This window comes from Microcoleus sp. FACHB-1515, assembly GCF_014696105.1.
Classification (GTDB): Bacteria; Cyanobacteriota; Cyanobacteriia; order Elainellales; family Elainellaceae; genus JAAUTJ01.
Window position 1 is genome coordinate 1 of the sequence record NZ_JACJPO010000052.1, and the last position, 21,034, is coordinate 21,034.

Sequence of the window (21,034 nt, forward strand, 5' to 3'; positions counted from 1 at the left end):
CGAGATAGCCTTTGGTCCCCCAATAGTTGGAGCGTAGTCCCGCCACACCTGAACTTTCATAGCGTTGACGGCTGGCAGTGACGAAACCAACCGACACTTGCAGGATGTCACGGATCTCTCGATAACTGTGACCGCTCTGACTCAACTGCACAGCGAGCGCACGCTTAAGTTCCAATGTATGTGGGTTACTTTGAATAAACTGTTCGAGCGTTTCCATTGTCTGAGAGGGTAGAGTTTGAGGCACACCCTCAGCCTACCATTTGTTCACATCCTATTTAGGCTGCCTGTATCACAGACGACGCAAGCTTAGATTAGCAACAATCTTTACAGTTTCTTCAGTTGCGTTCCTGAAACAGATGCGCTAGAAGTGAGTCATGCTAGGTCATAAAAAAGCGGGTAGAAACTTTCAGCATTCACCACGTTTTGCTTTTAGATTTATCGATCGCCATGCTTAATCGCCATGTTTAACTATCTGCCGCCGCTCAATGAACACAATTTACCTTATCCCGATACCATTCATCCGATCGTCGTGCATTTTGTGATCGCAATGGTGCTGTTTGCCGTCTGTTGTGATGTCGTGGGCTTCTTTACAAAAAATACTCGGCTCTATGAAGTCGGCTGGTGGAATTTAGTTTTCGCGACCATTTCTATCTTTATTGCAGTTATTTTTGGACAGCTTGAAGCCGGACTTGCAGAACCCTATCGCGCCTCAATTTCAACACTCAATCTACACACAATTTTAGGCTGGTCTCTATCAGGAATTCTGGCGGGCGTAACGGGTTGGCGCTATGTGATTCGATCGAAACCTCGGCTACAGCTTCCGATTCCCTATTTAGCGTTTAGTATTCTGCTGCTGGTACTCGTTGTGGTGCAAACTTATTTGGGCGATTTGCTCGTTTGGGTGTATGGTTTACACACCGTTCCGGTTGTTGAAGCGATTCGAGAAGGAGCGCTGTAAATGAATCCTGAACTGCTTGACCAGCTTGGCGATCAATTAGGAGCCAATGGCCTTCCCTACGCGATTCCGATTCATCCCAATTTGGTACATCTAACGCTGGGATTATTTATTGCCGCAATCTCGTTTGACATTGTTGGATTGTTTTTTCCGGTGGAAAAAGCTGTCTTTAAATATCTGGCAATTCCTGTTACGCGATCGGGCTTATTTGATGTCGGCTGGTACAATTTGCTTGGCGCAGCAATTATCACCTTTTTTACGGTTGCCTCTGGCTTCTACGAAATCATGCTTGCCAATCCGCTGCCCGATGTAACTAGCGTTTGGGGATTGCAGGCGATGCAAACGATGCTGTGGCACGGTGTCGGCGGTGTTGCCTTGCTGCTGCTGATCGTAGGGATGACGGTTTGGCGCGGCTTTCAACGCTTTAGCTGGCGCAAGGAAATGGCGCGACAGGTGCAGTGGAGCTATGTCGGTGTTGGTCTTTTAATTTTTGGCGTCATGTTTTTACAAGGCACACTGGGTGCACATTTGGGTGGCGAGTTTGGCATTCATACCACTGCCGATCAGCTTTTGCGTCTAGGCGAAAATCCCAATCAGCAACTTTAATAAAACCGCTGCAAAGCTATGAAAATTCGCGCCATCATCACACTAACTGTTTTTGCCATTTTCGCCATTTTCATTAGCTGGTGGATGGCGCAGCAGTCATTCAATTGGTTTCCACCTCAAGCCGCAGCAGAAGCGAAATTAATTGATGATTTATTTAGCATTTTTGTGGGCTTAGGAACGTTCATTTTCCTCGGTGTAACTGGTCCCTTGTGCTACTCGCTGATCTACCATCGGGCGGGAAAATATGATCCCAGCGATGGCCCGCCGATCGAAGGGAACACCACATTAGAAATTGTCTGGACAGCCGTTCCGATTCTGCTCGTCATTGGACTGGTAACGGCCAGCTATCGCACCTACGATAAGATGTCGATTCGCGGTCCAATGGAACTGGTGCATCTGAATATGCCCCAGATGATGCAGTCCGCTTATGCCGATCCGATCGACAATCCCGAAGTCGATGACCATCCCGAAAAAGCGATCGAAGACGCACTCGACAATGCTTCGCCCGAACCGATCGAGGTAACGGCAAAACAGTGGGCTTGGATCTTTCGCTATCCGAATAATGTGACGAGTACTGAACTGCATCTGCCCGTCGATCGCCGCGCTCATCTGATTCTGCACTCGGAAGATGTGCTGCATGGCTTTTACGTTCCGGCTTTTCGGATTAAGCAAGACGTAGTGCCGAATCACACGATCGATTTTGAATTCACTCCGATCCGCACGGGAACCTACCGAATCCGCGACTCGATGTTTAGCGGCACGTATTTCGCCGCCAATCAATCGGATGTCGTCGTGCAGTCTCCCGCTGATTATCAGCAGTGGCTTGCCGATGCTGCTGCCCAGACGCCGACGCCCGCTTTTAATCAGGCGGCGTATGAATATGACCAGTTGAACGACAACCAAGGTGCTTTGCGCGGCTGGCACAGCATTCCGCCCGCACCACCACCTGTTGTCAACTATGCGCCCAAGCGCGAACCGCACAGCCCTCCTGCCTAAATTGCTTGCACTATGGCTAACATTCCCATCGAGGCGATCGACGCTCCCCGCGCTCAACCCTATCCGGGCGCACCCGACAACTGGAAACGCTTTTTCACCTTCAGCACCGACCACAAGGTAATCGGCGTTCAGTACATCGTTACCTCATTTTTCTTCTTCTTGGTCGGCGGCATTTTCTCGATGATCGTGCGCGGTGAGCTAATTACGCCGGATGCCGATTTGGTCGATCGCACCCTCTACAACGCCCTGTTCACGATGCACGGCTCGGTCATGCTGTTTCTGTGGACATTTCCCGTGCTGGTCGGCCTGGGAAACTACCTCGTGCCGCTGATGATTGGCGCAAGAGATATGGCCTTTCCGCGTCTGAATGCCGTTTCCTTCTGGATGATTCCAGTTGTCGGCGTCTTGATGCTAGCGAGCTTTTTCGTTCCGGGTGGCCCTTCGCAGTCCGGCTGGTGGGCATATCCACCTGTGAGTTTGCAAAATCCGACCGGAAATTTGATTAACGGTCAGGTCTTGTGGATTTTGGCCGTTGCCATATCGGGCGTCTCGTCGATCATGGGCGGCGTCAATTTCGTCACAACGATCTTTCGGATGCGTGCCCCCGGCATGACCTGGTTTCGGATGCCTGCGTTTGTCTGGTCAGTTCTGGCCGCGCAACTCATTCAGCTTTACGGCTTGCCCGCTCTCACAGCCGGAGCCGTCATGCTGCTGCTTGACCTGACGGTGGGAACCAGCTTTTTCAGCCCGGAGCGCGGCGGCAATCCAATTCTCTACCAGCACTTTTTCTGGTTCTATTCGCATCCCGCCGTTTACGTGATGGTGCTGCCCGTCTTCGGTGTCTTCTCGGAAGTGTTTCCCGTCTATGCCCGCAAGCCGCTGTTTGGCTATCGCGTCGTTGCCGTCTCGTCAATTTTAATTACCGTGATCAGCGCTTTGGTCTGGGTTCATCACATGTACGCCAGTGCGACTCCAGGCTGGATGCGGATTCTATTTATGGCAACGACGATGGCGGTTTCGGTGCCAACGGGGATCAAGATTTTTGCGTGGACAGCAACCATTTGGGGCGGCAAGCTGCGACTGACAACGGCAATGCTGTTCGCCTTGGGCGGCATGGTGAATTTCCTATTTGCCGGAATTACCGGAATTATGCTTGGCTCGGTTCCGCTGGATATCAACTTGAATAATACCTATTTCGTGGTCGGCCATTTTCACTATGTCATTTACGGCACGATCGTCCTGGGAATCTACGCCGCACTCTATCACTGGTTTCCCAAAATCACCGGACGAATGTATTACGAAGGTTTGGGAAAATTGCACTTTGCCCTAACATTTTTGGGGACGGCTTTAACCTTTGTGCCAATGCACTTTGCGGGCTTTTTGGGAATGCCGCGCCGAGTTGCCTCCTACGATCCAGAATTCGCTTATTGGAACGTTTTGGCGAGTCTGGGCGGCTTCCTGCTGGGCATTTCAACCTTGCCGTTTATTCTCAACATGGTGAGTTCTTGGATTCAAGGCGAACAGGCGGGCAACAATCCCTGGAGAGCGATCGGCCTGGAATGGCTGACCACTTCACCGCCTCCGGTTGAAAACTTTGAAGCAATTCCCACTGTGATCGCTCCGCCCTATCGCTACGGCACGAACGAATCGATCGTTGCCCTCAATCCCAATCCCGATCGCGTCGAAGTTGAAGTTTCTCCTGGAGCGTGATTTATGACAGCCGAACGATCGATTGCCCAATCCGTTGAAGCCGATGTTCGCGAAACGCAAGAACATGACGAAGCAGGCAACAGCAAATTCGGCTTCATCGTTTTTCTGCTATCAGAAACCGTTATCTTCTTAAGCTTCTTTGCCGGATACATTGTCTTCAAAACAACGGCAACTGATTGGTATCCGCAAGGCGTTACAGGTCTGGAGACCAAAGACCCGCAAATCAATACGATCGTTCTCGTCTCTAGCAGCTTCGTAATCTACGTTGCCGAGCGCTATTTGCACGACAAAAAGCTGTGGGGTTTCCGCCTGTTTCTGATCGCAACGATGCTTATGGGCAGCTACTTTTTGTACGGACAGGCGATCGAATGGCAAGGCTTACCGTTCGGTTTCACCGATGGGGTGTTCGGCGGCACGTTCTATTTGTTAACAGGCTTTCATGGTCTGCATGTGCTGACTGGAATTATTTTACAGACGTTGATGTTGGGGCGATCGTTCATTCCCAATAACTACGAAAATGGCTTCTTCGGTGTTGAAGCGACTTCACTTTTCTGGCATTTTGTCGATGTAATTTGGATCATTTTGTACATTCTCATTTATGTGTGGCAGTGAGGCGTTAAAAGATGATCGTGGATGACCAGCACTATGACGTAATTATTGTGGGGACGGGCGCAGGCGGCGGCACGTTGGCAAGAAAGCTTGCGCCGATCGGAAAGAAAATCTTGGTGCTGGAGCGCGGCGAATATCAAGAGAAAGAGAGTTCGCAGTTAGAAGATGTGGATGTCTTTACCAAAGAGCAATATCACGCGCCGGAACAGTGGTTCGATCGCGACGGCGAACCTTTTTCACCTCAAACGAACTACGGCGTGGGTGGCAACACCAAAGTCTATAGCGGCACATTAATGCGACTGCGAGAAGCAGATTTTGGCAAGGTTTTACATAAAGATGGAATCTCGCCTGCTTGGGATTTAACCTATCAGGATTTCGAGCCGTATTACACCGAGGCCGAAAAGCTTTATCAGGTGCATGGCAGGCTGGGCGATGATCCAACCGAGCCGCCGCATAGCGAAGAATATCCAGAGCCGGAAGTAGCGCATGAATATCACGTTCAAGCAGTGGTTGCTTCGGTTGCCAAACAAGGCTTTCATCCGGCTTATTTGCCGATCGGTTTGGGCAATGAAGGCCGCACGGATTCCGAAGATACAGGCATCACGCCCGCTCTTAAATCGGATAACGTAACGCTAAAAATTGGGGCGCGAGCGGTTCGATTGCTCACGAATGCATCCGGCAGTGAAATTAAAGCGATCGAAGCCAAAATTAACAACCAATCCTATTTGTTTTTCGGCAATATTTTTGTCCTATCTTGTGGGGCTGTGAACTCGGCAGCGCTGTTATTGCGATCGGCCAACGAAGCCCATCCAAACGGCGTTGCCAATAGTTCCGATCAAGTCGGACGCAACTTTATGAAGCAGCAATTATCCGTGCTGGTTCAGCTTACTTCCGCCACGATCGCCGGACAGTTTCAGCGATCGGTCAGCGTCAATGATTTTTACTGGAAGGACGATCGCGGCGACAATTTTCTGTTTCCGATGGGACATATTGAAAACGCGGGCGGCATTTTGCAGGATGTGATTTTTGCGGAATCGCCGCCGATTTTTTCGTTTGTGGCGAGATTGCTGCCGGAGTTTGGGTTGCGACAGCTAGCGACGCGATCGATCGCGTGGTGGCTGCAAACTGAGGATTTGCCCGACCCCGAAAATCGCGTCCGCGTCAAAGGCGAAAAAACCTATCTCGACTACAAAATCAACAACTTTGAAGCGCACGATCGCCTTGTTTACCGCTGGCTCGATTTGCTCAAAGTTGTTGAACCAGACTATCCCGATTTGTTCCGCAGCGGCGTTCATCCCCGCAGCGATATGCCGCTTTCGGTTGTGGCGCATCAGTGCGGAACCTGTCGCTTTGGCGCAGATCCTGCTACTTCCGTCCTCGATCTCAACTGCCGCGCTCACGAGGTTGATAATCTTTACGTTGTGGACAGCAGCTTTTTTCCGTCTAGCTCCAGCATCAGTCCGGCTTTGACCGTGCTTGCGAACGCCTTGCGAGTCGGTGAACATCTGCTCGATCGCCTCGGCTAACTCGTTACCGATAGCAGCCAATCCGCTGCGTCAACTGCTGGCGAGCCTGAGCATTTTGGATCGATCGCGCCACTTCCAAAGCACGTCCCGTCTGATTGAGGCGAGCAAACCGCAGGGCGATCGCTTCGTAAAAGCTACCGCGATCTTGGTCGTCGTCTACAACCAGCCGATTTTCGCCACCCCGAACCACGATCGTTTGCGACTCATCACCGGGAACAGTTCGCGCCGATTGAAGCGCTTGATTCAGCAGTTCGATCGCTCGCTGCGGTTGTCCTTGTTGGGCGTAGCGATCGGCAATGGCAATCAGCCAGCGCGTTTTGGGAACGGGGTTATTCAGGCGATTCACGGCAGGCAAAACTGCTGCGAACTCGTTGGCGTTTACGGCTTTTTCGATCGTTTCATTCAGCTTCCACAGTCGTTCGGATTCATCGGGGATCGCTTCAGCCACAAGGATCGCCGCCTGATACTGATTCGCCGCCGTCAAATATTCCGAAATCGTTCGCAGCGCGGCGGAACGGCTCACCGGGTCTTGAATCGTTTGGGCAGTGGCAATCGCCTGCGTGATCAGTTCTGATCCCCGCTGCGTCTGACCGATGCGATTGTATTCAATCGCGATCGCGGCGATCGCATCGGCTTTGGCAGTCGCGTCCTCCAGCCGATTTGCAGTCTGAAGCGCCTGGGCAAAAATTTGGGCGGCTCGTTCTGGATAGCCTGAATATCCCATTTGATGAATGATGGTGGCGACTTGCGCCAAAATGCGCGGCTGAACGGCAGTGCCGTTACTCGCTCGCTGGGCAATCTGAACGGCGCGATCGAAATCTTCTCCACGCGCATAGGCACGGGCAATTTCTAGGAAAACGCGATCGCGCCAATCGACAAAGCTGGGCGGAATTTGCTCGACAATTTGCAGCGCGGCGGTGGGATTGTTTCCCCTAGCGGCATCGAGCGCGATCGGCACAAGGACATCCACGCGATCGAACGGAAATTCCTCTCCAGGCTGGATCGTCTGAGCAACTCGCAGCGCGTAATCATAGCGTCCGTTGAGAACGGCGCGATCGATTAGCTGCTGTCTGGCGTTGTTGCGGCTGATTTCATCGGGGATCGATGCCAGCAAGTCGATCGCCTGTCTCAGTCGGGTTTCCGAAAGCGCTTCCTGTCCAGCCCTAGCGTAGAACAGCGCGATCGATCCCAAGGCGGGCGCTTTCACGATCGGATCAGAAATTGCCAAAATCGTTTCATCTGCCGTCGCCACCAGTCCTCCCGACTCGACATAGCGCTGTGCCACGCGCCCCGAAACCTCGTTTGGAGCGGAAGTCGATCGCGCCGCAGCCACCGCCTGAGCATAAAGCTGACTGGCTCGTTGTGGCTGCTGTGCCTCCAGTCGTCCGGCGATCGCTGCCAGCATCAATGCTTTTTGCTCGGTTTGCGGAAGGGCTTGCAGCAGTTCAAGGGCGCGATCGATCTGATTGGCTCCCAGATATCGATCGATGATCGCCTGCGTTGCCAAAGCTTGGTAGTAGGGAGCGGCGATCGATCGAGCGATTTGCAGGGCGCGATCGATCTGATTGATTTGCGTGTAGAGGCTGGCAATTTGCTCTAGGGCGATCGCTTTGCGGTTGGCATTGGCGATCGACTGAGCCAAAGGAAGCGCCTGACCCAGCAGCGGCGCGGCAGTTTGCGGCTGATTGATCAGCACATAGCCTTGGGCGATGGCGATCAGGGCAGGCGCTTGAAAATCGGCTCCGCGAATCGATCGACTCGCCTGCAACGCCTGAGTCAGGACGGCTTGACTTTGCTGCCGCTGCTCGATCGTGGCGTAGTAGCGGGCGATCGAAGTCAGTGTCCGAGTTTTCGCTGCGCTGTAGCCCGTGTTGAAGCTTTGGGCGATTTGCGTGGCTTGCGACAAAACGGCGGCAATTCGCGGACGCTGTTCGGGCGGCGTTTGCGTCACCAGTTGTTCGAGAAGGCTGGGATTGGCCGGAATGCTGTTCACCAGCCCATCCAGCAGCGAAACTTTGATCGAAACATCTTGTAAACGCCCGATTGCTTGAATGGTCTCAGTCAGCGATCGCACAGCGGCATCCGTTTGGCGATCGTTCACCAGTTGTCGAGTCCGCTCGATCTGTTCACTCACAGCCGCGAGCGGAATATCTCTGCGTTCGGCAGAGCAGTCGATCGTCGTTTGAGCGATCGAGATCGGAGCCTGAGCAATTTGGACGGCCAAAGCGGACGGGCTGAGGGTCGAGAGACAAACAATCGCAGCCAACGTTTTGAACCAACCAGCAGAAATCACAGCAACACCCTCACGAATCGGGAACACATCAGTAGTTTCTCTGACGCAGGCGCGATCGCAAGGGTGTCTGGATTTATGCCAGTTGTCGATCTGACTACAGATTCAGTTCCGCAATCAAACGCTCGACTCGTTCGGCCAAGGGCTGATGCTCGATTTGCCGAATCAAAATCCGGGCGTTGGTGTAGAACGAATATGCCCAGTCTTTTTGGTTGAGCGTGGCGTAGGTTGCGCCGATGTTGAGTAGAGCGGTGATTTCACCGGGACGATCGCACAGTTCGCGATCGATTACCAAGGCTTGATTGTAGTGTCGTAAAGCTTGACGATGTTCGTTCAGTTGGCTGTAGGTGAAGCCCAAGTTGTTGAGCGTGGTGGCAACTCCGGCGCGATCGCCCAGCGCCTGACGAGTCAGCAGCACCTGATGGTAAAGCAGCAGTGCCCGCTTCGGTTCGCCCAGTTCACTGTAGATCGAAGCGATGTTGTTGATGGTGGTGGCTTCACCGAGTCGATTGTTGGTGGCGCGTTGCAGCGGCAGAGCTTGCTCAAAGCAGTCCAAGGCGCGACGGGGCTGACCCAAGGCGCTGTAGGTAAAGCCTAGATTGTTGAGCGTGACGGCTTCGCCTGCAAAATCGCCAATTTGACGACGAATCGGCAAAATTTGGTGATACAGCAGCAGTGCTCGCTTCGGTTCGCCTAAGCGCGTATAGGCCAGCGCAATGTCGTTGAGCGTGGCGGCTTCGCCTTGAAAGTCGCTGAGCTTGCGGAAGATGGGAAGCGACTGATTGAAGCAGCGAACGGCTTCTTTGAGGTGTCCCAAATGGCTTTGGGCAGAGCCGATGTTGCTCAGGGCGGTGGCTTTGCCGCGATCGTTTTCGAGTTCTTGGGCGATCGACAATGCCTGCTCAAAACACTCTAGTGCCTGCTGTGGCTGCCAGCAGTTGATGTGTGCCAAGCCAATATCGTTGAGGGCGCTGCCCTCGCGCAGGCGGTCGTGCAAGTTCCTTGCCAGCGTCAAGTTTTGCTCAGATAGCTGAAGATATTCACCAAACTGACCGCGCTTGTAAAAATCGGTGGCCTCTGTACGGCGCTGATCCCATTCCTGCGTTTGCGTTGAAAGCTTTGACATTGAGTGAATCGAAAAGGGCGAAGTGGGCGAAAACACGAGAGCAGGCAACTCCCGAATCTGTAGCGAATGCAGCTTCGTAATCGAGCAATCCTTGATAGGCTCGCTTGCAGTTGCGATCGCAATTCGGACGCTTTAACACTTCAGCTTACCCGACTGCTCTATCCTAAGGTTAGTTTTGGGTTAAGCCTTTGGGTAGATGCGAAGTATTTAACCAAGTACATTAACACAACTTTGCATCTGTTTATCTATGGTCATCGTTAATTTTCTCAGCGGGGCGATCGAATCTCACGCGCTAATGCGAGCTTGAATCAGCAATGCATAGTGATTGACACCCCTGAAGCGGCCAAGAGCACCTGAATTTTTAGCGTCATTACAGTCCTAAGAAGTTTCGATCGCCAACGCCGCGATCTCAAGCAAAATGAGAGGTAGACGCTTGTGATTACAAAAAGAGGGAACATGCTTGCTCACATCTTGGCGTTGACAGTGGGACTGCTCAGTTTTGCGCTGTATATGTCGGCCTTCTTTTTCCCAGAGGTTTACCGCAAATCCGATTTGACCTGGAGCGGCATCGGCTTGTTTTATGCGCTTGTGCTGTGGGTTTGTGCCGGACGCATTACTGGAGGTGTGCTGCTGGGGCAAACGGCAAGTGTTGCCCTGCTGGGCTGGCTGGGCTGGCAGACGATCAACCTGCGGCGCGAACTGGCTCCGATCGCGCTTCGCACGCCGCTTCCCAACGAAGCCAAGACGATCGGGCAAGCGGCTCAGTTTAAGCTAGGCGAACTGAAATCGCGCTGGCAGCAAACCAAGCTAGCTGATCAAACGAATCGGCTGGCAGGCACGATCGCAGGCTGGACGGGCAGCATCGCCAAGCCGAAAAAGCAGCCGCCTCCGGTCGGCAGTCGATCGCGCAAGTCCAAGCAGCCTGTTTCGCCGATCGTGCCTGCTGCAATCAGTGAACCTGTTGTGAGTGATGGAGTGAGTGAACCGATCGCTGCGGAGCCTGTAGTAGATGCGGGGAGCAGTGAGTCTGCGATCGATGAAGTCGCTGCTGTTGAACCACCTGTTGCTCCTGTTCGACCTGCTCGTCCGTCCGGGTTGTTTGGCGGGTTGCGGCGGAACACTCCCAAACCTAAAGCGGTGAAAGCGAAAGCGCCACAGCGTCCGATTCCGTCTCCGGAACCTTCGCCAGATCTAGAGGAGTTTGAAAATTGGGACGATGAGGAGACGATCGATTCTGCCTCGACCTCCGAGGCTGTGCTCGAAGATGGGGCAGTGGTTGAGTCAGAGGTTGGGGCAGAGGAGGCAGCGATCGAAGATGTGGTGGTGATTATTGAATCAGAGGAGATGCCGATCGAGAAGGCTGAGGTGAAACCGAATGATCCGGCGATCGAAGGGGTGGTGGTTGTGATTGAGCCGGACGAGCCGCCCAGCGTCGCAGTGATTGAGGTGGAAGTGATGGAGGCAGCACCGCCAGCCGAGGACGTGCCAGAAGCGTCGATCGAACCGGATGTTGCCTCAGTCGAAGTGGTTTCAGCGGATGACGGGGCGAGTGATTTCCCGCCAGCGGATGGAGATGAACCTGCGGCACCTCAAGCGTAGTCTTGGATGCCTGTTGAGTCAGCCGTTGCCGTCAGGATGTTTAAGACCTGAGCAGTCCTGAGATTCGGATTGGCGCTCAGCATCAAGGCGATCGTGGCGCTGATATGTGCCGTTGCCATTGAAGTGCCGCTCCAGCCGTTTTGGGCATAGCGACGATTGGGGATGGTCGATCGCACATTCACGCCCGGAGCGGCAAGAAACGTGAGCGGTCGATTTCCGGCTGGATTAGAGAAATCGGCGAGTTGGCGGGTGCGATCGATCGCACCCACCCCCACCCCTAAGCCAAAGCGGGCAAAAGCAGCAGGCTCGATCGGACGATTTGCGCCTTCGTTGCGCTCGTTACCCGACGCCATCACTGCGATCGCGCCGCGATTAGTAGCGTAACGCAGTGCCGATCGCGTTTGCTTCATGGTTGGGTCGCCCAAGAAGTTGCCCAAGCTGAGATTGAGCACTCGCGCTCCGTTGTCTACGGCATAGCGAATGCCCGCTGCGACATTGCGATCGAACAGATTGGCGCGATAGTCATCCACGCCGCCGATCACGCGCACGGGCATAATTTTGGCGCTGTAGGCAATGCCTGTGACGCCGAAATTGTTGTGGGTCGCGGCGATCGTGCCTGCGACATGCGTGCCGTGCTGGTCGGTATCCATCGGATCGTTGTTGTCTTGGGCATCGGCAAAATTCCAGCCGCGCACATCGTCGATGTAGCCGTTTCGATCATCATCAATACCGTTATCTGGAACTTCGTTGAGGTTTTGCCACAAATTTGTCTGCAAATCCGGATGGTTGTGGTCCACGCCTGTATCAAGAACTGCCACAGTCACGTTTTGGCCGCTGTAGCCTTGCGCCCAAACTTCCGATGCGTTGATTAAATCCAGGTTCCAAGCGTTGACGTTGGGCTGGCTGGCAAATCGTGTCCAGCGGCTTCCGGTGGAAGCAGCGATCGCACCAGCAACGGCATCCGCCGCATTCACCAGCCCATAGCCATATTCGCGGTTGAAGACGATCTGCGGTTTGGGATTGCGAATCGTTTTGAGGAAATAGCGGCCTTTGCCTGCTTCTTCGGCACTAGTGACGCGCAAGCGATAGAACTGATTCGAGCGCGCGGTGAAGGTGATGCTGGCGGTTGTGCTGTTTGCGGTGCGATCGTTGTTGTGCCAAAGCAGTTTGCCCGTTTTGGCGTTGACAAGCTGCAAATACGGATCAAACGCGCGAGATTGCAAATCGATTCGCACCGTTTCTCCGGTTTTCAGGCCGCGCAGGTGATAGTCATCGGCATAGGCATCTGCCCGCAGCCAATTCGATCGATCAGAGTCGGTCAGTTGACCTTGGCGCGATTCACCCAGACCGATCGCGATCGAGGCAGACGATCGCCGCAGTTTGAGCGCTGATGAAGCGAATGGATCGGGAATTTTTTGACTCGGCCACGCCAGCGATCGAGAAGGTAGAGGCATAGAAATTCAGGAACAAGCGCCACCGCTACCTTAACAAAGGTGAAAAGGCAACTGATGTGTCAGCAGTCGTTACCTAGGCCGTGTTTGCAAAGCTCTAGCAGGAGGGAAGGTGTGCGATCCGGTAGGGATCAGCTTTGCTGGCCGCGAAGCGCTCTTTGCAGAAATCGATCCCCCTGTCCCCTTAACAAAGGGGACTTTGAGCGGTGGTTCGGCTCCCTCCTTTCTATGGGGTGGGGAGGATCACTGCCTTTTAATACACGGCCTAGCTTGCTTCATCCAGCTTGCGCTGGGCATAGTCCAGATAGCCTTGATATTCGCTGACTTTTTCCTGGGCAGTCGCGTAGTTCGCGTCATTTTGCGGCACCTGATTCATCAGGACGATCGCTTCTTCCCACAAGGTCACAACCTGCTGCCACTCGTCTGCGGTTGCTGCCGTTTGCGTTTGCGTGGCTGCCTCGGTTGCACGGTTCACCGCATCGCGAAACGGCGTTTGACTCGGCGCAACCGTTGCCGTCGGTTCAGGAGTTGGCTCGGTTGCCACAGGTGAATCGGCCAGCGTTGGCAGCGGTTCCGGCTGTGGACTCAGACGCGGCAGCAGATAATAGGCCAGCGCTCCCAGTCCGGCCAGCAGCGCGATCGCCAACAGCGGCAGCAGCAGGCGCGAATTCGATCGACGGCGCGGCGGTGGCGCTGATTCGTCTTGCCAGTCGGAATCAAACGAACTGCTGGTCATCGTGGCGGGCATTGCCCCGTTCTGTGATGTTTCTTCTTCTATTTCTAAGATCGTCGGCTCCTCAGCGGCGTTGGGCAGCACAAGTTCTTCTTCCCAAGCGGGAATTTCTGAGCCGACCTGATAGCCGTAGAGCCGCACCGATCGAATCGATCGCACGCCCAAATTATTCAACCCCTGCGAGACAAACTTGGTCAGTGCGGTCTGATTGGGAACCTGAGTGGACTCAAGCTGAATCTGCAAGCAGCCCTGCCGCGCCACAGCCTTGGCCGTAATGCCTTTGGGCTTGAGCGTGCGATTCATCAAGGCCGCGATCGCGCTGGGATCGCCTTGGCGAGCGAGGGCTGTCAGTTCAGAAGTCATGGCACGGAAAGAGAATGAACATTTAGTTTAGGGCGAACCGAGATGAATTGCGATCCGAACTTCCTTGCTAAATTCCTCTCCCTAAGAAGAGGGACTTTGAGACTTGGTTCGGCTCGGTTCCCCTTCTACCCTGGGGAGAAGGGGCTAGGGGATGAGGGCAAGCTGTTCGCGCTACAAATCATCACTCGGCTTCTCCTGAAATCCGCGTACAATCCGCGACAGTTCGCTTTTTTCGTCAACGGCTACGCGAGTCGGGGAACCACTGACGATGCCTTCAAAGTTGCGGAACGAATCGCGAATTTCTGGACCGTCGCTGCTGATCGTATATTCGCGGATGCCCTTGTCGTGCCACGAGCCGCGCATCTTGAAGACGTTGATGGCTCGCGCCATTTCGCCGCGAATTTCGACGTATTGCAAAAGCAAAATCGTGTCGGTGATTGTGGAAATATGCGAATCGGTGATCGAATTCGACCCCATAAACTGATCGGTCGTGTTGGTGAAGAATCCGGTGATTTCTTCTTGTTTGGCAAATCCGGTCACGCCGATCACAAACTGTCGGAAAGCGTTGTTGCTGACGCCGCGAGCGAGGGCGGATAGAGAGTCGATCGCAATTCGCGACGGTTTAAACTCGGCAATTTCCGATTTGATGCTCTGCAAGTGATCTTCAAGTCCTGCCGATTCGGGATAGGTGCAGATGATTTTCAGCAAGCCTTGCTGCTCTAATTCCTCAAAATCAATGCCCCAGGAGAAAGCGTTGCGCGATAGCTGCGCCCGTGACTCTTCGTAGGCGAACAAAATGGCGCGATCGCCGCTTTCGCAGGCATTTTTGAGAAACTTGCTCACGAGGAGCGTTTTTCCGGTTCCGGTTGCTCCGGTTGCCAAAATGATCGAGTCTTTGAAGAAACCGCCGCCGCACATTTCATCGAGCGTTTTGACGCCAGAGGAAACGCGGACGTTGCTCGATCGCTGCGTTAGCTGCATTGCGCCCAACGGGAAAATGCTGATGCCGTGATTGGTGATCGTGAAGGGATATTCGCCCTTCATGTGCGTCGTGCCGCGCAGCTTGAGAATTTCGATCGTGCGGCGGCGGCGTTCACCTTCGAGGACGTTGCGAACGATCGCCACGTTGTCTGAAACGAATTCTTCGACGCCAAACCGAGCAACGGGACCGTATTCCTCGACGCGCTCGGTTGTCATGATCGTCGTTGCGCCGACCTGCTTGAGGCGGGCGACCAGTCGAAAAATTTCGCGGCGGACGACCGGAGCAGCGTCGTACTGCTGAAAGACCGCTGTGACCGAATCGATCGAGACGCGCTTGGCTTTATACTTGCGAACCGCATACTGGACTCGTTCGATCAGGGCGGACAAGTCGAAATTGCCGACGACATCTTGGCCTTCCGGGTCAGGCGAGGCATCGAGAATAAACAGTTTGCCTTCATCAACGAGCTTTTGCAGATCCCAGCCGAAGCTGAAGGCGTTTTTGATGATGTCGGTAGGAGCTTCTTCAAACGTGACGAACACGCCGGATTCGTTGAACTGCGTGATGCCGTTGTAGAGAAACTGCACGGCAAACAGCGTTTTTCCGGTTCCCGATGTGCCGCTGACGATCGTGGTTCTGCCGATCGGTAAGCCGCCGTTGCTGATGTCGTCGAACCCCTCGATCATGGTTCGCAGCTTTTGCACACCCGCTTTGGTGTTGTCGGGCTGCTCGATTGAATTTAGTTGCTCCATGATAAATTCAAACTTCGGGATTCTCTAGCTCGTCTTCTCGTAGCTCATCATACAAAAGGTCAAGCCCGATCAAGACTTTTTCGCGATCGGACAAGTCCCCGATAATGCGGCGAACGGGCGGCGGCAAAATTTTCGCCAGGGTGGGCGTGGCGAGAATTTTGTCTTCCTCAGCCAGTTGCGGATTTTTTAACACATCGATTACCTTCAAAGCATAGACGCCCTGAAATTCCGTTTCCAAAATGTTGTTGAGCATTTTGAGTGCTCGAATCGAGTTGGGCGTGTTGCCCGCCACATAAAGCTTGAGAATATAAGTTTTTTTCAACGGCATAATTCGATCTCAGCCCGTTCTGGTAAGAGCTGCCATGCGGTTAGGATTGAGGGTGCGATCGACGATACATTTCGCACAGATGCGCCAACGTGTCGATCAGCGTCAGACGATAATCCAGCAAAATTTCTTCGCTACGCCCTTCTAACTTTAGCTGTTTCGAGAATTCATCCATCAGTTCCATATGAAGCTGCACGATCGCGTCAACGGGTACATCTGCAAAAAACGCTTGATTAACAAATAGATCAATTCGCTCATTCAGTCCGTGACTTTCTGTGAAGTACTGCAACACAATTTCGCTGTATTCATTTTTGAGCTGCTGAAGCAGGACTTGCCGTTCGTCGCGATCGAGCTGCTTAAAGAAAGTGCGCGGATTGCGCTTGTAGTATAGCCCCCAATCGCCCAATCGCTGCTTCAGCTTGTCGGCCAGCCTGCGCTGTTGCAGCAGCAGTGAACTTGTCACAGCGATCGCCGCAACCGGAGATTCGGCAGTGGGCGGTTCCGCCGCGATCGCCAAAAACTTACTCATCGCTTCGTCGATCGCGCCGTCAAGCTGCGAAAGCGAATCGATCGCCAGATAGCGCGTCGCGTTCAAATACAGCGCACAAAAATCCGTCGATTCGTCAAACAGCACAACAGCCGGAAGCATAGTCGCGTGTTCTTGCAGGCGATCGAACACAGTGGCGAGATCCGGAGTGTCCTGCAAGATCAAACAGTCAATTTGGTGCTGCTCGCGATCGACAAAGCGCAAAAAATCGCCAGGTTGGTGAAAAATCTGGAATCGATAGCGCTCCAGATTTTGCGGTTGCTCGCTCCAGCGCTGAAGCTGTTCTGCCAGCGCCACCGAAGTTACAAACGTACACAAAGAAAGAGGGCGCAAGTCGCTCAAACACCAAAAACAGCGGGCAACATATTGAGTCAAAAGACTTTCAGTCAGAAGACTTTACAAATATTGTAATTGCAAAGGTTGGGAGACTAGAGCGCAGCCGGAATAAGCAGCGATAATGAAGAATAATCGGCCAACTCGTATTTTTTACCGTTCAGCAAGAACGGGGCTGCAATTTTGCTGTACCTGCTTTGGTCGCATCTGGTAAGTTATGGAGCAAACTGCCCTACGCGAATTAATCGATGCGACTCCGGCTTGTGTCCTTAGCGCCAGCCTTGCCTCGGTGCTAAGCTGCTGCGATCGATCGCGGTCTGACCAAGTGGTGATCGTCGATGAACAGCACCGCCCGATCGGACTGTTGCGATTGGGTCGCCTGCTGCTGAAGCTGGCTGTGCCCGCGCCTGCCGCTGTCGGCGCGGTGGCCGAGCCTGTTTGCTCACAAGCGATCGCGACGGGAGATGTCCGCAGTGCTGCCGATCTGTTTGAACCGCTGCGGCTGTTTCCTTTATCAGCAACGCTGGCCGAATTGGGACAAGCCGCCGATGCACCTTGCGCGCTGGTGGATGCCCAAGGCTGCTATTGGGGACTGGTCGATCGCCTTCGAGTTTTGCAGCGCTGGGCGAGCCATACACAGGCCAATCCAATTTTGTCCACCTGGGAAAATTTGATTTCTCAGTTGCCGATTCCGCTGATGCTGCAAACCAGCGATGGCGAAGCGATCGCCCAGAATATGCTTTGGCAGCCGGAAGTCGAGCCGGATTTGGTGCGAAGAATTGCGATCGCCGTGATGCCGCCTGCCGAACCGCTGTGGTTGGCCGTCCAAGATTGCCGTTTGGAAGCAAATCTGGAACTGGCCGCAAAAAATGCCGATCTCGTCCAGCTAAATCGCCTCAAAGACGAATTTTTAGCTTGCATCTCGCATGAACTCAAGTCGCCGCTGACGGCGATTCTCGGTTTGTCCAGTTTGCTGAAAGACCCGTCGATCGGCGGCCTGAGCGATCGCCAAGTGCGCTATGCCCAACTGATTCACCAAAGCGGACGGCATCTCAGCCAAATTGTTCACAATATTCTTGACCTGACGCGCTGCGAAACCGGACAGCTTAGCCTGACGCCAGAACCAGTGGCGATCGCTTCGGCGTGCCATCGCGCCTATGAGCAGGCTAGACAAGTGGTGCTGGGTGAAATCAAAGCCGACCAGCCTGCGGACTTGGATGAACCAAAATTTGAACTGGCGATCGCGCCCGACGTGGAAACGATCGTGGCCGATGAACTGCGATTGCGGCAGATGCTCACTCACCTGCTCTCCAACGCGCTCAAGTTCACGCCCAGCGGCGAAGTCAAGCTGACGGTGGAGTTGTGGGACGGCTGGATTGTCTTTACCGTCGCGGACACGGGCATCGGCATCGCCGCCGACCAGCAGCACTTGATTTTTCAAAAATTCCAGCAGCTTGAAAATCCTTTGACGCGCCGCTTTGCCGGAACCGGACTTGGCCTCGCGATTACGCAGCGGCTCGCCCATCTGCACGGGGGCGAAGTCAGCTTTCGATCGATCGAAGGACAAGGCAGCCGCTTCACCTTGCTTTTGCCGCCCGCCCCGCCGCTGCCCGCCGTTCGTCCTCGCAGTCCGCGCCTCGCGCTGATGGTCGAATCGCCGCCGCAAATTGCCCATCTGAGCGACCAGCTTGAGCGCTTGGGCTATCGCGTTGCCGTCGCTCGATCGGGACCAGAAGCGATCGCCAAAGCTCGCCGCTTGCAGCCCGCCGTGATTTTGCTGAATCCAATTTTGCCTTTGCTCTCCGGCTGGGACGTGCTGACGCTGCTGAAGACGAATGCCGAAACGCGCCAGATTCCCGCGATCGTCATGGCAACCGAGGCCGATCGATCGCGAGCACACCAGCACAAAGCCAGCGGATTTTTGACGCTGCCGATCGAGCCTGCCGCCTTGAGGCAAGTGCTGCCCGCGCTGTCGCCTGCCAAAGCTGCATCAAATTTGACGATTCTGCATGTGCGGCTGGGGCGATCGCAGGATTTGAGCCGTGCCGTTTATCCTTGTCGCCTGCTGGAAGTGGACGACATCGAGCAGGCAAACATGCTGGCGCGAGTTTGGCGACCAGATGCGATCGTGCTGGATGTGGATGTTGAGTCGCTTGGAGGAGGCGGAGCCTTCGCGCTGTCGGAACTGAGTCAGCACCCCGCGCTGAGGACACTGCCGATCGTGACGCTGACGGCGGCGATTACCCAAGCGGCCAATCAAATTGCTGGCCTGAGCGTATTTCCCTGTTTGACACCCATCAGCGAAGAAGCCGAAAATCCGCTGCTGCAAGTGCTGCATGTTGCCACCGAACGAGTCGCAATGCCACGCTTGCTGCTGGCCGATTTGCTTCCCGACGCTGCCGCTCAACCGATCGAACGGCTCGGCGCGATCGCTCAACACCTACAAGCGGCTGGATTCGACAGCACCGTTAGCCGCACTTGGAGAGAAACCATTGAGCACATTGACAGCCGATCGATTGATTTGCTGCTGCTGTGGCTGCCGCCGCAGGCCGATGTGCCCTCTGAGCAAATCACGACGCTGATGCAGCTTCAGCCGCCGCCCGTTTTGCTGCTGCACGACCCGATCGCCTTGCCTGCTGCTTGCGAAACGGTAATGCGGCTGACCAACGCTGCGATCGTCACGCTGCCCGCCACCGCCCCAATGAGCGAACTGGTCGCCCAAATCCGTCAGGCGATCGTGCCTTGCCTCGCTTGATGCCGCAACTCCTGTCATTCGGTAATCAAAATGTCAAACTGAAGGAAGAAGCGAATCGAGTTTAGCGGAGTGCCAAATGCTTCCAGATCCTCAAGTCATGCAGGCCGTTGAGAAATTGGGCTATCGCGTTACGGTGGCCGATGTCGCTTCTCAAGCAGGCTTAGATCTCAACGTTGCCGAGCGGGGCGTACTCGCGCTTGCTTCCGAAGCAAACGGACATCTGCAAGTGTCGGACACCGGGGAAATTGCCTACGTGTTTCCGCGCAACTTTCGCAGCGTTCTCCGCAGCAAGTCCGCGCAGTTGCGTCGTCGCGAATTTTGGGCCAAGGTGTGGAAAATCATTTTCTACATCATCCGTATTTCCTTCGGCATTTTTCTGGTCGGCTCGATCGGCCTCTTAGCAGTTGCCCTGATCGTCATCTTCGTCGCCCTCAGTGCCAGCCAAGACGGAGACGATCGTGACAGCGGTGGCGGTGTAGTCTTCATGCCCAATTTCTGGTTTGGCCCCGATTTCTTCTGGGTGTTTACACCTGACTACTATGACGATCGCCGCGTTGCCCGCCGCCAGCCCGATCGCCAGATGAACTTTTTGGAAGCGGTTTTCTCATTCCTGTTTGGTGATGGCAATCCCAACGCCAATTTGGAAGAACAGCGCTGGCAGACGATCGCCACCGTGATTCGCAACCATCGCGGTGCGGTTGCCGCCGAACAAATTGCGCCCTACCTTGATGACTTAGGCGACAGCTACAGTCAAGAATATGGCGACTATATGCTGCCCGTCCTCACCCGCTTCAACGGTCGTCCAGAAGTTAGCCCGACCGGACAAATTGTTTATCACTTCCCGGAATTGCAGGTGATGGCACAGCGGCGTCAACCCGTACCCGTGCCCGCCTTTTTGCGCGAAGCTCGCTGGAAATTTAGCGAAGCAGGTTCCGGCCAAATCATGCTGGCGGCCAGCTTGGGCGTTGTCAACATCATTCTGGCGCTGGTGGTGGGTGCATTCTTCACCGATCCGGCGATCGCCTCGCAACTCGGCGGCATTGTGGAATTTGTCTACGTGATTTTCCCGCTGCTGCTCGGCTATGGTGTTGGCTTTCTCGCCGTTCCGCTGATTCGCTACTTTTGGCTGCAAGGCCGCAACGCCAAAGTTGAAAACCGCAATCACCAGCGGCAGCAGCGATCGATCGCGCTTGAACAGCCGACCCCCGATCTTCAGCAAAAGCTCACTTACGCCCGTCAGTTTGCGGCGGAGACGATCGTCTCGGCAGACAGCTTGGCCTACACAACGGAAACTGACTTGACCGAGCAGGAACTCGCCCAGTCCGACAAGATCGATGCAGAGTGGCGCAGACGTTTGGAATCTGGCTTTTGATCTGCGA

Annotated in this window: 17 protein-coding genes; 9 read left to right on the forward strand and 8 right to left on the reverse strand. The window is 54.3% G+C overall.

The genetic code is table 11. From position 1 onward, the window contains the following. On the reverse strand, positions 1 to 217 hold a 217-nt coding region (locus H6F67_RS17140), incomplete at its 3' end, for a helix-turn-helix domain-containing protein (protein WP_190767842.1). Between the two features lie 243 nt (positions 218 to 460). Here H6F67_RS17140 and H6F67_RS17145 point away from each other — a divergent pair. From H6F67_RS17145 to H6F67_RS17170, 6 genes are read left to right on the forward strand one after another with little or no spacing between them, the layout of a single operon-like run. Further along, a complete protein-coding gene (locus H6F67_RS17145; RefSeq protein WP_190767843.1) occupies positions 461 to 958 on the forward strand; it encodes a DUF2231 domain-containing protein in 498 nt (165 codons plus the stop codon). After that, positions 959 to 1,561 carry a DUF2231 domain-containing protein gene (locus H6F67_RS17150; protein ID WP_190767844.1) on the forward strand — a complete coding sequence of 201 codons (603 nt, stop codon included), beginning with the start codon at positions 959 to 961 and terminating at the stop codon, positions 1,559 to 1,561. It abuts the gene before it with no gap. An 18-nt stretch (positions 1,562 to 1,579) separates the two neighbouring features. Beyond that, positions 1,580 to 2,557: a cytochrome c oxidase subunit II gene (locus H6F67_RS17155; RefSeq protein WP_190767845.1), complete on the forward strand. Its 978-nt coding sequence runs from the start codon at positions 1,580 to 1,582 to the stop codon at positions 2,555 to 2,557. Between the two features lie 12 nt (positions 2,558 to 2,569). After that, positions 2,570 to 4,267: a cytochrome c oxidase subunit I gene (ctaD, locus tag H6F67_RS17160; protein ID WP_190767846.1), complete on the forward strand. Its 1,698-nt coding sequence runs from the start codon at positions 2,570 to 2,572 to the stop codon at positions 4,265 to 4,267. A gap of 3 nt (positions 4,268 to 4,270) precedes the next feature. After that, positions 4,271 to 4,879 (forward strand): heme-copper oxidase subunit III, encoded by a 609-nt coding sequence (locus H6F67_RS17165; RefSeq protein ID WP_190767847.1) that lies wholly within the window; start codon positions 4,271 to 4,273, stop codon positions 4,877 to 4,879. A gap of 11 nt (positions 4,880 to 4,890) precedes the next feature. Next, positions 4,891 to 6,402: a GMC oxidoreductase gene (locus tag H6F67_RS17170; protein WP_190767848.1), complete on the forward strand. Its 1,512-nt coding sequence runs from the start codon at positions 4,891 to 4,893 to the stop codon at positions 6,400 to 6,402. Positions 6,403 to 6,406: 4 nt separating this feature from the next. Here the strand turns inward: H6F67_RS17170 and H6F67_RS17175 are convergent, their stop codons facing one another. Both H6F67_RS17175 and H6F67_RS17180 read right to left on the reverse strand, forming a co-directional pair. Continuing rightward, complete coding sequence (locus H6F67_RS17175; protein WP_190767849.1) at positions 6,407 to 8,695, reverse strand: hypothetical protein; 2,289 nt, start codon at positions 8,693 to 8,695, stop codon at positions 6,407 to 6,409. A gap of 94 nt (positions 8,696 to 8,789) precedes the next feature. Beyond that, positions 8,790 to 9,818 (reverse strand): tetratricopeptide repeat protein, encoded by a 1,029-nt coding sequence (locus H6F67_RS17180; RefSeq protein ID WP_190767850.1) that lies wholly within the window; start codon positions 9,816 to 9,818, stop codon positions 8,790 to 8,792. 456 nt (positions 9,819 to 10,274) lie between these two features. Between H6F67_RS17180 and H6F67_RS17185 the strand changes: the two genes are divergently transcribed. Beyond that, entirely contained in the window at positions 10,275 to 11,417 is a 1,143-nt protein-coding gene (locus tag H6F67_RS17185; RefSeq protein ID WP_190767851.1) for a Ycf66 family protein, read from the forward strand. On the opposite strand, the gene H6F67_RS17190 is transcribed toward H6F67_RS17185, so the two are convergent. From H6F67_RS17190 to H6F67_RS17210, 5 genes are all read right to left on the reverse strand, one after another. Further along, entirely contained in the window at positions 11,408 to 12,871 is a 1,464-nt protein-coding gene (locus tag H6F67_RS17190; RefSeq protein ID WP_190767852.1) for a S8 family peptidase, read from the reverse strand. The two genes, H6F67_RS17185 and H6F67_RS17190, sit on opposite strands and share 10 nt — an antisense overlap. Positions 12,872 to 13,133: 262 nt before the next feature. Beyond that, the gene (locus H6F67_RS17195; protein ID WP_190767853.1) at positions 13,134 to 13,964 is read right to left on the reverse strand and encodes a hypothetical protein; all 831 of its coding nucleotides are present in this window, start codon (positions 13,962 to 13,964) and stop codon (positions 13,134 to 13,136) included. Positions 13,965 to 14,135: 171 nt separating this feature from the next. Continuing rightward, complete coding sequence (gene kaiC, locus H6F67_RS17200; protein ID WP_190767854.1) at positions 14,136 to 15,695, reverse strand: circadian clock protein KaiC; 1,560 nt, start codon at positions 15,693 to 15,695, stop codon at positions 14,136 to 14,138. Positions 15,696 to 15,702: 7 nt separating this feature from the next. Then, positions 15,703 to 16,023, reverse strand: coding sequence for a circadian clock protein KaiB (gene kaiB, locus H6F67_RS17205; RefSeq protein ID WP_199304481.1), 321 nt, complete (start codon positions 16,021 to 16,023; stop codon positions 15,703 to 15,705). A 40-nt stretch (positions 16,024 to 16,063) separates the two neighbouring features. Beyond that, the gene (locus H6F67_RS17210; protein WP_242020686.1) at positions 16,064 to 16,942 is read right to left on the reverse strand and encodes a circadian clock protein KaiA; all 879 of its coding nucleotides are present in this window, start codon (positions 16,940 to 16,942) and stop codon (positions 16,064 to 16,066) included. Between the two features lie 175 nt (positions 16,943 to 17,117). On the opposite strand from H6F67_RS17210, the gene H6F67_RS17215 reads away from it, so the two are divergent. Together H6F67_RS17215 and H6F67_RS17220 are read left to right on the forward strand one after the other, a co-directional pair. Beyond that, positions 17,118 to 19,655: an ATP-binding protein gene (locus tag H6F67_RS17215; protein WP_190767855.1), complete on the forward strand. Its 2,538-nt coding sequence runs from the start codon at positions 17,118 to 17,120 to the stop codon at positions 19,653 to 19,655. Between the two features lie 76 nt (positions 19,656 to 19,731). Then, entirely contained in the window at positions 19,732 to 21,027 is a 1,296-nt protein-coding gene (locus H6F67_RS17220) for a hypothetical protein (protein ID WP_190767856.1), read from the forward strand. Positions 21,028 to 21,034: the final 7 nt, after the last annotated feature.